The following is a 13,398-nucleotide window of genomic DNA, read 5'->3' as shown; positions in this document are numbered from 1 at the left end:
GTGCGCCCCGATATCGGTGCACCAAAAACGACGTTTGGCCCTCTTCACGATGCCCAGTATCGTTCCGTAAGCATTACGGAGAATCTCCCCGAGAGCCATCCGCGGCGCGCCCGGGGAGAGCCAAATCGAGACCGAAGAGGGCACCGTGGGCGGACGGCACCGCACAGACGAACTCGAGGGTGACTTCAACCCCCAGCACGAGCCGCCACCCAGGCGACGCGGCGGCCCGGGCAAGGTGTTCGTCCCGTTGGCCGGCGCGGTCGCCCTCGCCGTGCTCTGCGGCGTGGCTGCCTATGTGGTCGTCAACAAGGACCCCCAGTGCGGAGAAGAGGGGAACGGCCCCGGCGAAAAGATCGGTCTCACCGTGGCGGCCTCGCCCGACATCCAGCCGGCGGTGCAGAAGGTCGCCGGCAAGTTCGCCAAGTCGGGCAAGAAGATCGACGGGAAATGCGTGACGGTGACGGTCAAGGCGGCCGAGTCCGCCGACGTCGCCAACGCGATCACGGGATCCGGCCCCACCAAGGCCCAGGCCGAGGACAGGTCCGGGGCCGACCCCGATGTCTGGATCCCCGACTCCAAGCTCTGGACCACCGGCCTGCCCACGGACGGCACGGCCAAGGTGGCGGGCAACGCCGCCCGTTCCCCCGTCGTGCTCACCACGTCGAAGTCCGGCGCGGAGAAGCTGCGCTCGGCCTTCAGCCCGGCGAGCTGGACCGGGCTCATGAGCGCCGCGAACGCCGCGAACCCCGACGGCCTGGCCAGGAAGGTTCGCGTGCTCGCGCTCGACCCCACGCAGAACGCCGCCGGGCTGGGCGCGCTACTCGCCGGCGCGAGCGTGCTCAAAGCGGGCGGCGGCAGCGAGGAACTCCTCGTCGGCGTGCTGCGGCAGCTGTCGGAATCCACCGTGCCGTCCCCCGACAATCTCTTCGCCACGCTGACGAAGACCACCGCGCGCATCCCGGTCGGCGTCGCCTCCGAGCAGGCGGTCTGGTCGTTCAACACCAAGACGTCCCCGTCGAGCCCCGCGGTCGCGCTCTATCCGACCGAGGGCACGGTCAGCCTCGACTACCCGATCGTCATCAGGGCCAAGGCCGGCGCGGTACGCAAGGCCGCGGCCGCCTTCGCCGCCGAGCTGACCTCGGCCTCGGGCAAGAAGACCGTGCAGGACTACGGCTTCCGCACGCCGGACGGCAAGGGCGGCGGCCTGCTCAAGCCGGAGAACGGCGTGAGCGCCAAGAAGCCCGCTGAGATCAAACTTCCGGACCAGGCGTCGATCGACAAGCTGGCCCAGGCGTGGCGGCAGGTCAAGCTGGGCGCCCGCCTGCTCGGGCTGATCGACATCTCCGGAACGATGGCCGAGCCGGCGGACAGCACCGGTGTCAGCCGCATGAAGGCCATCACGGAGACCAGCATCGAAGGGCTGAAGCTGTTCCCCGACAAGACCGAGATCGGCATCTGGGCGTTCTCCGACAACCTGCAGGGACCGGGCGTCGACTGGAAGCCCGTCATCTCGATCGGTCCGCTGGCCCAGCAGGTCAACGGCGTCACCCGGCGGGACCGCATCATCCAGGCGATGCAGCGGACCCAGGCGATCCCGACCGGCAACACCGGGCTGAACGACACGCTGTGGGCCGCCTACCAGAAGATGACCAAGGAATATCAGCCCGACAAGGTCAACACGATCCTCCTGTTCACCGACGGTGTCGGCAACGACGACCCGAACGGCGGCATCGAGAACAAGGAGATCATCCAGAAGCTGAAGCAGGCGTACGACCCCAAGCGTCCGGTGAGCATCCTGATCATCTCGTTCAACACGACGCAGGACGACGACAAGGCACAGATGACCGCGATCGCCAAGGCCACCGGTGGCGCCGCCTACTTCCCCCAGACGGTGCTGGAGGTCCGCGATATCTTCCTCAAGGGCATCGCCCGCCGTCTGTGCGCGCCGAACTGTGGAGGTTCGGCACAGTAGTCCTCGAATTTCTCTCCTTTATCGCAAATGCTGTGCTTTCACCGGAGATTACGGAACCATGCCGCGAATGCGCTCCACTTTGCCGTCAAATAGCACTCGCCAGTAACAATCAGGATTCACCAGGTGTTAGTGGGAGCGCGAAAGGGGAGAAATCCACCCGACCGAGGATTTGAGGGGGCATCGTGGCCCAAGCATGGCTGCCCGGCACCAGCCGGCTTCCCTCCCTTGAGGACTCCGGGGCGATGTTGGGCGGTGCTCCGCGCACCGTCTGGTTCATCTGGCCCGCGGATCCTCAGGCGGTTTCGGCCAAGTCCGTCGCACAACGGCTCATCCAGCTCGATCGTCCCTCCCACCTGGTATGGAACCCGGTGACCGGGGAGATCGTCCAGCTCCTCCCGCCCACCAGGGCGGCGTGCGGGCTGGTGGGCGACCGGGGCCGAAACGGACGCGTCTGCGTGCAGATCCGGGTCATCGGATCGACGCACGAACCGTTCACCGACACCAAGCTCGACGGCCTGGACGACATCCTGGAGTGGCTGGACTCCTGGGAGGTCCCCCGGCGCTGGCCGTGCGGACCGCCCCTGCCGTACCCGCACTCGCTCATGGCCGACCGCAGCTGCCGGCTGTGGGCCCTCGGCGGACACTTCGGCCATTCCCAGGTGCCGGGGACCCGGGAGGGCGATCCGGGTTCGATCGACATCTCCAGGATCCTCGGGACGGCTCCCGCGAAGCTGGAGGCCCCTCCCGCACCTGACGACCTGCGGCTGCTGGAGCGGGTGATCTGACGGCCGTCCCGCCCGGGATCCCCCTCCCGCGTGCGAGAGGCAGGCGGATCGCGGGTGGATCGTGGGTGGATCGTGGGTGGATCACTGTGCGGCGAGGAGCCGTCGAATCACCGCGCAGCCGTGCCGTACGTCGGCCCGCGAGGCCGAGCCGTACCCGAGCACGAGACCGTGCACGCGGGGCGGCCCGTGATGGTGACGGTCGGCGGTGACGGTCGGCGGTGACGAGCAGCACGCCATGCCGCCGTGCCCGCCCACGTCCGCGACCGCGGGTAGCCGGTGCCGGTTGTTTGACACGTTTGCTCGGCTATTTCCTGATTTTTCTACTCACGGCGTCGATGGTCACTAAGCTACGGTCTCGTCATGGCGGGGGCCCAGGGCGATGAGGAGACCGTATGCACGGCCAGACGGATGCCTGGCGAGTCCCCGGCTACACGGAGATTCGCGAGCTGGGCAGGGGTGGCGCCGGCAGAGTCGTGCTCGCACGGCATGACGCCGACGACATCCTGGTGGCCATCAAGTACCTGGCCGACGCACTCATGTCGGACCTGCATTTCGTCGCCAGGTTCCGGCACGAGGCGCGCCTGCTCGCGTCGATGGACCCCAGCCCGCACGCGGCCAAGTTCTATGAATACGTGGAGGTGCCACGGGGCGCCGCCATCGTGATGGAGCTGATCAACGGCGTCTCGCTGCGCGCGATGCTCCGCTCCGAGGGCCCGACCGGTCCGGAGGCGGCACTGGTCGTACTCAAGGGGTCGCTGCTCGGCCTCGCGGCGGCGCACGGCGTCGGCGTCGTCCACCGCGACTACAAGCCTGAGAACGTGATGGTCGAGGCCGACGGCATGAGCAAGCTCGTCGACTTCGGCATCGCCACGCAGATCGGTCAGGGCGGCAGCGCCGTCTCGGGCACGCCGCCGTACATGGCGCCGGAGCAGTGGTCGGGCGGCCCTGCCGGCCCGGCCACCGATGTCTACGCGGCCACCGTCGTCTTCTTCGAGTGCCTCACCGGCGGCCGCCCGTTCCGGGCGCAGAACATGGCGGCGCTGGCCCGCCAGCACCAGGTCACCCCTCCCCCGGTGGAGGAAGTGCCGCCCTCGTTACGCGGGTTGGTGGAGCGCGGCATGGCCAAGCGGGCCGCCGACCGGCCGCGGTCGGCACTGGAGTTCCTTCAGGAACTGGAACTCGTCGCGGCCGACGTGTACGGCCCGGCCTGGGAGGAGCGGGGACGGCGTAGGCTCGCCGCGCTGGCCGGCCTGCTGGTCCAGTTCTTCCCTCTCGCCGAGGAGGCTTCCGAAGTCGGCACGTCCATCGCGGAGACGAACCTGGGCCGCGGCCTGCTCGGCAAGGTGAGCACGAAGATCGGACTGACCGTCGTGGTCATGGCAGCCGTCGCGGGCGGCACGGCGGCCCTGGTCGGCTCCCTGACCGGGACCACGCTCCAGTCCGACGAGACGATCATGACACCGAGCACTTCGCCCGCCGATCCGCTGACGGTCGCCCCCGCCACCGACGAGGCGACGGCCGAGCCCACGGAGACGCCCACGGAAACAGGCTCGGCCGACGATCCGAAGCCGACCGCGTCGAGCACCCGGGTGGTACGGCCCAGGCCGACGGCGACCGGCGATCCCGTCCAGCAGCCCACTGCCACGCCGACCGCGAGACCGACCCCCAGCCCGACGGCCGGGCCGACGCCCAAGCCGAGCCCGAAGCCCAGCCCGACGCCGACGCCGACGAGGAAGCCGTCGCCGACCCAATCGGAGCCCGACACCACGATCACGCTCCCCGTCCCGAAGAGTCCGGCTCCGGGGAGTACGACACCACCCGCGACGTCCAGACCGACCGCCACTCAGAACCCGCCGTCCTCGACCCCGCCGTCCCCGACTCCACCGAGCGAAGAGCCGGGCGAGGGGACGCCGAGCGGAGACGCGCCGCCGAGCCTGACGGCCTCACCCGAGGCTCCGGACGGAAGCGCCGTTCCGGCGGGCGTCTTCGCCATCGGCCTGATGACGGCCGGCCTGGTGCCCGCCACACTGGCGGTGAAGCGGGCGACCGGAAGGCGCCGTCGGCGGGACTCGAGGTGATGGATGAACGAGGGCGCGACGATCGCGGGGTATCGCCTGACCGGACGCACCCGGACGAGTGAACTCGGCACCTGGCACGACGCGGTCTCCCCGGCGGGAGCCCCGTCGGGCGTGCTGCGGTTCGATCCGCACCTGATCGGCGGAGCCCCGGTCAGGGAACGGTTCATCACCGCGGTAAAAGCGGATCTTCAACTACTTCGGCAGGGCGGCCCACCGGTGCTCCTGCCCATCGCCGACCTGGTGACCGCGCGGGGCGAGGTCTGGCTGATCACCACACGCCGGGCCATGCCGACCCTCGCCGACCTGCTCGGGGGCACCGTGCCCGGGGCCGGGATCGACGCCGCCGGGGCGGCCTCGATCCTCCTGGAGACCGCGCAGGCACTGCTCACCCTCCATGCGGCGGGGCTCGCGCACGGCGCTGTGCATCCCGGCACGGTTGTCATCGGGGACGACGGATCGGTGCTCCTGGCCGAACGAGGGCTGCTCGCGGCGCTTCGCGACGCGTCCACGCACCGAAACGCGAACGGAAACGCGAACGAGTTCGGGACGGGAAGCACGGCGGAGAGCACAGCGGCGGATACGGCCGCCTGGGCGGCACTCGCCCGAGGTCTGGCAGCGCGTTTCGCGCAGGACTCCACACACGGTCGTCCCGCGCAGGGGATGGCCGCCGCGCTCCTCGACCGCACCGCCGCGGTGGCCCTGGCCCAGGGGCTCGGCGCCGCCAGGGAGGCCCTGCTCGCCGGACACGACGTGCTTCCTCCCGGCAGCACAACCCTGGCCCGGACCGTCCACCTGTGGATCTCGGGAGGCGCCCCGGCATCCCCAAGCCCGGCATCCCCAAGCCCGGCATCCCCAAGCCCGGCATCCCCGCCCGCCCCCGGCATGAGCCCCGTCACGGCCGTCGCCGATGAGGCCGTCACGCTGCTCGACCTGTCCGGCGCGCGCGACGTCGCCCCGGCCGCCCCGGCGGGCCGTACGGCACAGCCGGACCATGACGTGATGATGCGCTTCGGGCCGGGGGTGCCGACTGAGACGACCGCAGAGCAGATCTGGCGCTCCGGGCAGACGTCCACCGTCCATACTCAAGTGATCGGCGACGCCCCACGACGGCGGAAGCGGCGGATGACGGTGTGGGCCGGGCCCCTGCTGCTCGCGATGCTCATCGCCGCCGTGATCCTCTGGTTCCGCATGTCCCCGTTGGGCCCCGATCTCGCGGTGCTGAGGGTGGACGTCAAACCGCCGAAGAAGACCGTGCGCTGCGGCGGCAGGGCCGACTTCGTCGGGGTCGTCACGACCAACGGCGGCCGCGGAACCATCCGCTACGAGTGGCTGCGCAGCGACGGCCAGAAGATCGAGCAGGAGCAGTCGGTGGGCTCGGGGACCACGTCGTTGGACTTCCCGTTGCACTGGACGGTGAAGGGCTCCGGGTCCTTCCGCGGCACCGCGACGCTGCGCGTCCTGTCTCCCAGCGCGACGGGGAAGCCTCTGCAGGATAAAGCCGGTTTTTCCTACAAATGCTGATTTCACTAGTGTGGCCCGCATGACGACGACCCCCGCCGGCTGGTACCCCGACCCGTACGGCTCCCCCGACCTCCGTTGGTGGGACGGCACGCAGTGGACCGACGCCATTCATGCACGGATGCAGCAGTCCGGTCAGGCGAGCCGGCCGGGTGAGCCGGATGCATTACGGCAGTCCCCTCACCTGGGATATCCCGTACGACCCGGCGACCCCCTTCCCGCGGCACAGGCGCCGTACGCCGGGGAACCCGAGCAGCCGACGGACCCGCCAGGACAGCCGGAACAGCCCGAAGAGCCAGACCATCTTGAAGAGCCGGACCGACCGCAACAGGCCGGCCAACCCGGACAGCCCTGGCAGCAGCCGGACCAACCCGGGCGGCAGCAGCCCGCCCCACAGCACAGCGTCCCTCCCCAGCCACCCCACCAGCCTCACCAGCCTCACCAGCCTCACCAGCAGCCGGGACAGCCGGTCCGCGACGTGCCGCAGTGGGGAAATCTCGGGCAGACCGCCCAGATGCCGGTGCCGGACTTCGGGCCGCCGCCACAGCGGTCCTCGATGTGGCCGTGGGCTCTGGGCGGCGTCGCCGTGGTCGTCGCGCTCGCGCTCGTCATCGGCGGCGTGTTGTTCTTCGTCAACAAGAGCGCCGAGTCCACCGCGTCCGGTCCGCAGCCGGTGTCGACGCCGTCACTGGACGGGGTCGTCCCCCCATTGACCGAACCGACGCCCGCGCCGTCGATGCCCGAACTGCCCCAGCCGTCCGGAGAGCGGATCACCGATCCCGTCACCGGGCTCTCCTATGCCTATCCCGGCGACGCCTGGATCGTGCCCAAGGCGGCAGAGATCAACAATCCCGGCGACCCCAACCGGCCGCTGTGGACGAGCGCCTGCCTGGTCATGTCCCAGCGGAACTACGACGGCCAGGAGAGCGACTGGATGGGCTCCATTTCCACCGGCCGGCTCCCCCAGATCTTCCCGTACAACGGCCCCGGGAGCTTCGAAGGCCTCGCCGGAGCCCTGCTGTCCGTCTATGAGCCGGTCTTCTACCCCCTGCCGCACGCGCGGAAGATCGTACGCAACGAGGCGATGAAAGTGGGCGACCGTGAGGCCTGGGTGGTGGAGCTCGAGATGGACTTCTCGAAGGTCTCCGAGGTGAACGCGTTGAAGTGGAAGGCCGAGAAGGCGGCGTTCGTCCTGGTCGATCAGGGCCAGGGGCAGTCTCCTGCCCTGCTGCACATCTCCATTCCGGACAATCTGGACCAGTCGGCGTACAAGCGCGTGCTGGACTCGCTCGAAGCCAGGTAAACGCCGACTACTCTTGAGCCATGAATGACCCACTGGTCTGGATCGACTGTGAGATGACCGGGCTCGACCTCGGCCGTGACGCGCTCGTCGAGGTGGCCTGCGTCGTCACCGACAGCGAGCTCAACCAGTTGGACGAGGGCGTCGGCGTCGTCATCAAGCCCCCGGCCGAGACATTGGAGCAGATGTCCGAGGTGGTGCGGGAGATGCACACCGCCTCGGGCCTGCTGCGTGCGCTGGCGGCGGGGGTGACGCTCGCGGAGGCCGAGTCCATGGTGTTCGACTACATCCGCTCCTACGTGGCCGAGCCCAAAAAGGCTCCGCTGTGCGGCAACTCGATAGCGACCGACCGCGCGTTCCTCGCGCGGGACATGCCGCTGGTCGACGCGTTCCTGCACTACCGGATGATCGATGTCTCCTCCGTCAAGGAACTGGCCCGCCGGTGGTATCCCAGGGTCTACTTCGCCGCGCCCGAGAAGCAGGGCGGGCACCGGGCCCTGGCCGACATCGTCGAGAGCATCCGGGAGCTGCGCTACTACCGGGCGGCCGTCTTCGTGCCCCAGCCGGGCCCCGACTCGGCCACGGCCCGGAAAGTCGCCGAGGCCGTCTCCGCCTCCTGACCCCGGGTTTCCAGACCGGCCGGCGGAACCGGTGAGCACACGGACTCCAAAATGCCGCTACACTTCTTTCGTACGCCTCGCAAGGGGCGGACATGGTGGGTGTAGCTCAGCTGGCAGAGCGCCAGGTTGTGGTCCTGGATGTCGTGGGTTCAAGTCCCATCACTCACCCGCGCGGCGGTGGCCGGTCCCAACTGGACCGGCCACCGCCTTTTTCGTATCCCGCATCCCCGTACGGGGGTCGGGATGCGGCAGTTCGCGGCAGCACTCTGGGTCATGCGCCGATCGCGTTCGGTCGCGATCCCTGCTTCACCACCGTTACTCTGTGCTTGTTCCCACTGCTCGTGAATTCCCTCTGCTCGAATCGCCCCAGGAGAGCGGCAACCGATGCCGAACAGGCAACACAACGCGATATGTCCCGGTTGTCACGGCCCCGGACGGGTCATCATCTATCGGATGGCGGTCGCCGGCGGCCGGATCGGGACCGCCGGCGTGGAAGAGCCCTGCCAGGACTGCGGCGGCAAAGGGTACGTGACCTTCGAGGTGGAGGTCGCCGAGCCCGCACCCGAAGACCGGTGAAAGCCCGCCGATCTCCCCTGACTTGACCGCCGCCCACGGGGAAAGGGAGGGAGATGTGGAAAGAGGTCTTCCTGCCGGAGACACCGCTACCGGAGATCTTCGTCCGGGGCACCGTCGTCTATCTGGCGATCTTCTTCATGCTTCGCTTCACGCCCCGGCGCGAGGTGGGCTCGTTCAGCACCACCAATCTGATCGTGATCGTGATCATCGCTGACGCGGCCCAGAACGCGATGGCCGGGAAATATCACTCGATCACCGACGGACTGCTCCTCGTGGCGACCATCGTCGGCTGGTCGATCGTGCTGGACGCCGCGGCCTTCCGCTGGCCCGCCATCGCCCGTGTCGTCAAGCCTCCGCCACGCGTCCTCATCAGGGACGGCAGGCTTGACCGGCGCAATCTCCGGCGCGAGCTCATCACCGAGGACGAGCTGATGGCGCACCTGCGCGAGCAGGGAACCGATGATGTGAGCGAACTGAACGTGGTGCTGGAACCCGATGGCCGGGTGAGCGTGCGCAAACAGGACGACGGGCGATCTTACGGAAGTTAGTCAGGCCACATTGCCCCCAAAGTTGGGAAATGAGGGTTATGCTCGCTGTCAACGGCCGCGCGGGGGGCAGGCGATCTTTGACCTCTCGACGGAGGCCTGATGAGAGTCGACGACCCTACCCGAATGGGACTCAGCAAGCGGGAAGCCGAAGTCATGGAGCTGATCGCAACCGGTCACTCCAACGGCGAAATCGCCCAGCGTCTGTTCCTCAGCGAGAAGACCGTGAAGAACCACGTCAACCGCATCTACGGCAAGCTCGGCGTCGAGTCGCGTGACACCGCGATCGGCCGCTGGCTGGGGGCGACGCGAAGCGACGACGCCTGACGCTCTAACGCCCCAGCTGCCGTGACGCTCGGATGCCGTGACGCTCGGATGCCGTGACGCTCGGATGCCGTGACGCTCGGATGCCGTGACGCTCGGATGCCGTGACGCTCGGATGCCGTGACGCTCGGGCAGGCACAGCCGAGCGTCCGGCATCCGTTCGATGGTGCACGGCCGTACTCAATGGCCGGTACGGCTCAGCGCCCGGCGCAGAGCGGCCAGGCCGTGCTCCAGTTCGTCGGGCTGGACGGACAGCGCGGGGCGCAGCCGTACGGATCGATCGCCGCAGGGCAGGACGAGGATGCCCTCCTCCTCACGGAGCCGGGCGACCAGCGTCCCTTGATCCAGGACGGCGGAATCGGGGACGTCGAAGGCGCACATCAACCCGCGTCCGCGCGCGTTGGCGATGAGGCCGTCGGCCTCCAGACCCTGGAGCGCCCCGAGCAGCTTCTCCCCGAGGATCGCCGCCCCCGGGATCAGCCCATCACGCTCGATGATCTCGAGCATCCGGCGGGAGCGCACCATGTCGACCAGCCCGCCGCCCCAGGTGGAGTTGATCCGGCCGCTGACCGCGAAGACGTTGTCGGGCACGAGATCGACCCTGCGCCCTGCCATGATGCCGCCTACCTGCACCTTCTTGGCGAAGGCGACGATGTCGGGGGCGAGGCCGAGCTGCTGGTACGCCCAGGGCGTGCCGGTCAGGCCGACGCCGGTCTGCACCTCGTCGAGGATGAACAGGGCATCGTTCTCGTGGCAGAGCGCCTGCATGTCCTGGAGGAACTCGGCGCGCATGTGGTTGTCGCCGCCCTCGCCCTGGATGGGTTCGGCGATGAAGCAGGCGATGTCGTGGCGGAATCGGGTGAACGCCTCACGGGCCTGGGCCAGCGCGCGTTCCTCCGCCCGCTCGACGTCCCCGAAATGGATCGCGGGGACGTCGATCCGGGGCCAGCCGAACTTGGGGAACCGCTCGGTCTTCACGGGGTCGGTGTTGGTCAGCGAGAGCGTGTAGCCGCTGCGGCCGTGGAAGGCCCGGGTCAGGTGCAACACCCTGGTGCCCAGCCCGGGGTGGCGGCCGTGGGCCTCGTTCCAGCGGCTCTTCCAGTCGAAGGCGCACTTGAGCGCGTTCTCGACGGCCAGCGCGCCGCCCTCGACCAGGAACAGATGCGGCAACTCGGGATCGCCGAGCACCCGCTGGAACGTCTCCACGAACTCGGCCAGGTGGACGGTGTAGAGGTCGGAGTTGGCCGGCTTGTTCGCGGCCACGCGGCCGAGCGACTCCAGGAACTCCGGGTCGTCGGCGAAGGGGTTCATACCGAGCGGTGCCGACGCGAAGAACGTGTAGAAGTCCAGATATCGTCGGCCGTCCCGGGCGTCGACCAGCCAGGAACCCGCACTCCGGTCCAGATCGAGCACCAGCCGGTAGCCGTCGACGAGCAGATGCCGCGAGAGTGCGCCATGCACAGCACTGGGATCCATGTCACCTCCACCGTTACGCCGCTGACAACACTATTCCCTCATATACGGGGTTAATAGTGAAGACTTTCTAGCCAGATGTGACTTCTGGCGAACATTTTCCATACCTCAGGGGAAGGAGCTGACGACGCGGCCATGCCGTACGGCATGGCCGGGCAAAGCCCGAGGCGACCGCCACCAGACACTTTCCCGTGATCTTGCGAATTCTCGCACGCCACCCTCCCGACCTGCGCGAATCGACTCCGTGATCTTGCAGTTTCTCGCAGACGAGCACCCCGACCTGCGCCTGCGCACTTCGTGATCTTGCAGTCCCGAATGCAAGATCATGAACAGTGTTTTCGCAGCTCAGGGCGTACGGCTGCGAGAAACTGCAAGATCACGAACGTGAAATGCCTGCTCACGGCTCGACCTGCGAGTATTCGCAAGATCACGGGACGGGGGGAGGGGGGACGGGGGCTACAGCGCCCGGAGGAAGCGGGCGGCGATGGGGACGGCGGCGCCGGCGCCGGTGCCGCCGTTCTGGATGAAGACGGCGAAGGCGAGGTCGCCGCGATATCCGATGAACCAGCCGTGGTCCTGGCCGCCCTGCCAGTCCTCGGCCGTACCGGTCTTGCCGGCGGTCCCCTCGGGCAGCCCTCTGCCGCTCGCGGTTCCCTCGGTCACCGCCGCGCTCATCATCGCGCGCAGCCCGTCGGCCACGTCCTGCCGGAGAGTCACGGTCTCCGGCTGTGCGGCCGCCAACTCGGCGGCGTCGAGGAGCAGCCGCGGCGGATGCCACTCTCCGCTGCTTACGGCCGCCGCCACGAGCGCCATGCAGAGCGGGGTCGCCTCGACCTTGCCTTGACCGAAGGAGTCCGCGGCGAGCGCGTCGGGATTCTCGGGATGGTCGATGCCGCCACAGGCGCCGCCCGCGCCGGTGTCGATCGGCACGCCGAACCCGAACCGCCGGGCCTGCTCGACCAGCGCGTCGGCGTTCAGCCGCTCGATCGTCAGACGTACGAACGAGGTGTTGCACGACAGCGCGTACGCCCGCCGCAGCGTCACCGTGCCGTGGTCCTCGTTCTTGTAATTGGGGAACGAACGATGTCCGGGGATCTGGTAGGCGGCCGGGCACTCCACCGGCGTGTCAGGGGTGACTCCCTCGCTCAGCAGCGCGGCAGCGGTGATCGTCTTGAACGTCGAGCCCGGGGCGTACTTGTGCTCGAACGCCCCTCGCGGCGTGGGGCCGCCCAGGCGGTCGGCGACCGCGAGGATCTCCCCCGTGGACGGCCGCACCGCGACCAGTGCCGCCGGATGCCCGACCTCGTCGAGCGCCCGCGCCGCCGCCGCCTGCACGGCCCACTCGATCGTCGTCCTGACCTGCTTCGGCGGCCGGGGCCTGTGCTCGATCAGGGTCCTGGCCGGCTCTCCGGGGTTCTGCAGTTGGATGGCCCAGGCCGCGTCCGTTCCCTCCGTCGGCACGGCGGCGCCCCCGGTCATGGCGGCCGACAGGCGGGTCAGGTATTCGTCGGCCCAACTGTCCCGCGGGAAGGGTCGCCCCTCGCGGGTCACCGGTCCCCGCGTCGGCGCCGGACCCGTGGCCCGTACGATCTGCCCGCCCTCGGCGAGGTCCGGGTGCAGGACGGCGGGCGACCAGATGACCTTCCAGCTGAGGTCCCGTACGGCGAGGCGCAGCGTGGAGCGGACCCTCCAGGTGCCGTGGCCCGGCTCCGCGCGCTCCTGGCCGAAGGGGACCTCGGCGGTGTCGTCGCCGGTCGTGACGGCCGCTTCTTCTATGAGCTTCACCGACGCCGACAGCAGAGCGTCCTCGAAGTCCCGGTGCCTGGCGACGAAGTCGTCGGGCGGGTCGTCCACCATCTCGCGCATCGCCTCGAAGTCGCCCCGCGACCATGCCCTGAGGTAGCCGTCGGCGACCTCCTGGGCTGAGCCGTCCGGCTCGGTCCGCAGCTCCATCGTCGGCGGGGAGGCCGGGGTGGCGGTCGCCGGGTCCGCGGTCGGGGCCGGGGACCCCACCGGGGACTGGGCAGCCGTGGAATTCTGCCTGCCTGACACGATGAGACCGACCACGCCGGAGACGAAAATGGTGGCCACGACCGTGATCAGGGCGAGCAGGGCCCGGTTCCGCATACGGTTCTCATATCACGCGAGAGACATCCCAGGAGCTTGAATGTCAAGCTGCAAGCTTTTCGACACGATGCGACCAAGCG

Annotated in this window: 13 protein-coding genes, 1 tRNA gene and 1 pseudogene; 11 read left to right on the top strand and 4 right to left on the bottom strand. The window is 69.0% G+C overall.

All coding sequences use genetic code 11. The annotated features are described in order from the left end of the window. Positions 1-145 precede the first annotated feature (145 nt). Together ACFHYQ_RS13305 and ACFHYQ_RS13300 are read left to right on the top strand one after the other, a co-directional pair. Positions 146-1,972 carry a substrate-binding domain-containing protein gene (locus ACFHYQ_RS13305; protein WP_394301431.1) on the top strand — a complete coding sequence of 609 codons (1,827 nt, stop codon included), beginning with the start codon at positions 146-148 and terminating at the stop codon, positions 1,970-1,972. 182 nt (positions 1,973-2,154) lie between these two features. Beyond that, positions 2,155-2,757, top strand: coding sequence for a hypothetical protein (locus ACFHYQ_RS13300; protein WP_394301430.1), 603 nt, complete (start codon positions 2,155-2,157; stop codon positions 2,755-2,757). Between the two features lie 81 nt (positions 2,758-2,838). Here ACFHYQ_RS13300 and ACFHYQ_RS13295 read toward each other — a convergent pair whose 3' ends face one another. Further along, positions 2,839-3,051 carry a hypothetical protein gene (locus ACFHYQ_RS13295; protein WP_394301429.1) on the bottom strand — a complete coding sequence of 71 codons (213 nt, stop codon included), beginning with the start codon at positions 3,049-3,051 and terminating at the stop codon, positions 2,839-2,841. Positions 3,052-3,149: 98 nt separating this feature from the next. Here ACFHYQ_RS13295 and ACFHYQ_RS13290 point away from each other — a divergent pair, with 98 nt between their 5' ends. The 3 genes and pseudogenes from ACFHYQ_RS13290 to ACFHYQ_RS13280 all read left to right on the top strand — a co-directional run. After that, a complete protein-coding gene (locus ACFHYQ_RS13290; protein ID WP_394301428.1) occupies positions 3,150-4,835 on the top strand; it encodes a serine/threonine-protein kinase in 1,686 nt (561 codons plus the stop codon). 3 nt (positions 4,836-4,838) lie between these two features. After that, the gene (locus tag ACFHYQ_RS13285) at positions 4,839-6,356 is read left to right on the top strand and encodes a protein kinase family protein (protein ID WP_394301427.1); all 1,518 of its coding nucleotides are present in this window, start codon (positions 4,839-4,841) and stop codon (positions 6,354-6,356) included. A 19-nt stretch (positions 6,357-6,375) separates the two neighbouring features. Next, positions 6,376-6,474, top strand: a pseudogene (locus tag ACFHYQ_RS13280) (DUF2510 domain-containing protein); the annotation flags it as partial. Positions 6,475-6,519: 45 nt separating this feature from the next. Here the strand turns inward: ACFHYQ_RS13280 and ACFHYQ_RS13275 are convergent. Next, positions 6,520-6,795: a hypothetical protein gene (locus ACFHYQ_RS13275; RefSeq protein ID WP_394301457.1), complete on the bottom strand. Its 276-nt coding sequence runs from the start codon at positions 6,793-6,795 to the stop codon at positions 6,520-6,522. A 36-nt stretch (positions 6,796-6,831) separates the two neighbouring features. On the opposite strand from ACFHYQ_RS13275, the gene ACFHYQ_RS13270 reads away from it, so the two are divergent. From ACFHYQ_RS13270 to ACFHYQ_RS13245, 6 genes are all read left to right on the top strand, one after another. Next, positions 6,832-7,656 carry a hypothetical protein gene (locus ACFHYQ_RS13270; RefSeq protein WP_394301456.1) on the top strand — a complete coding sequence of 275 codons (825 nt, stop codon included), beginning with the start codon at positions 6,832-6,834 and terminating at the stop codon, positions 7,654-7,656. A gap of 20 nt (positions 7,657-7,676) precedes the next feature. Next, a complete protein-coding gene (gene orn, locus ACFHYQ_RS13265) occupies positions 7,677-8,273 on the top strand; it encodes an oligoribonuclease (protein ID WP_394301426.1) in 597 nt (198 codons plus the stop codon). Between the two features lie 95 nt (positions 8,274-8,368). Then, positions 8,369-8,441 (top strand) — tRNA-His (locus tag ACFHYQ_RS13260). 216 nt (positions 8,442-8,657) lie between these two features. After that, positions 8,658-8,849 (top strand): hypothetical protein, encoded by a 192-nt coding sequence (locus ACFHYQ_RS13255; RefSeq protein WP_394301425.1) that lies wholly within the window; start codon positions 8,658-8,660, stop codon positions 8,847-8,849. Positions 8,850-8,902: 53 nt separating this feature from the next. Beyond that, positions 8,903-9,397 (top strand): DUF421 domain-containing protein, encoded by a 495-nt coding sequence (locus ACFHYQ_RS13250; protein WP_394301424.1) that lies wholly within the window; start codon positions 8,903-8,905, stop codon positions 9,395-9,397. 123 nt (positions 9,398-9,520) lie between these two features. After that, positions 9,521-9,721, top strand: a complete 201-nt coding sequence (locus ACFHYQ_RS13245; protein WP_394301423.1) for a helix-turn-helix domain-containing protein — start codon at positions 9,521-9,523, stop codon at positions 9,719-9,721. A gap of 177 nt (positions 9,722-9,898) precedes the next feature. Here the strand turns inward: ACFHYQ_RS13245 and lat are convergent, their stop codons facing one another. Together lat and ACFHYQ_RS13235 are read right to left on the bottom strand one after the other, a co-directional pair. Next, positions 9,899-11,194 (bottom strand): L-lysine 6-transaminase, encoded by a 1,296-nt coding sequence (lat, locus tag ACFHYQ_RS13240; protein ID WP_394301422.1) that lies wholly within the window; start codon positions 11,192-11,194, stop codon positions 9,899-9,901. Positions 11,195-11,647: 453 nt separating this feature from the next. Then, entirely contained in the window at positions 11,648-13,318 is a 1,671-nt protein-coding gene (locus ACFHYQ_RS13235) for a penicillin-binding transpeptidase domain-containing protein (RefSeq protein ID WP_394301421.1), read from the bottom strand. Between the last annotated feature and the right edge of the window lie 80 nt (positions 13,319-13,398).

The organism is Sphaerimonospora cavernae (assembly GCF_042435035.1).
GTDB lineage: Bacteria > Actinomycetota > Actinomycetes > Streptosporangiales > Streptosporangiaceae > Sphaerimonospora > Sphaerimonospora cavernae.
Note: the sequence above shows the minus strand (reverse complement) of the source record. Positions and strands in the feature narration are given on the sequence as shown.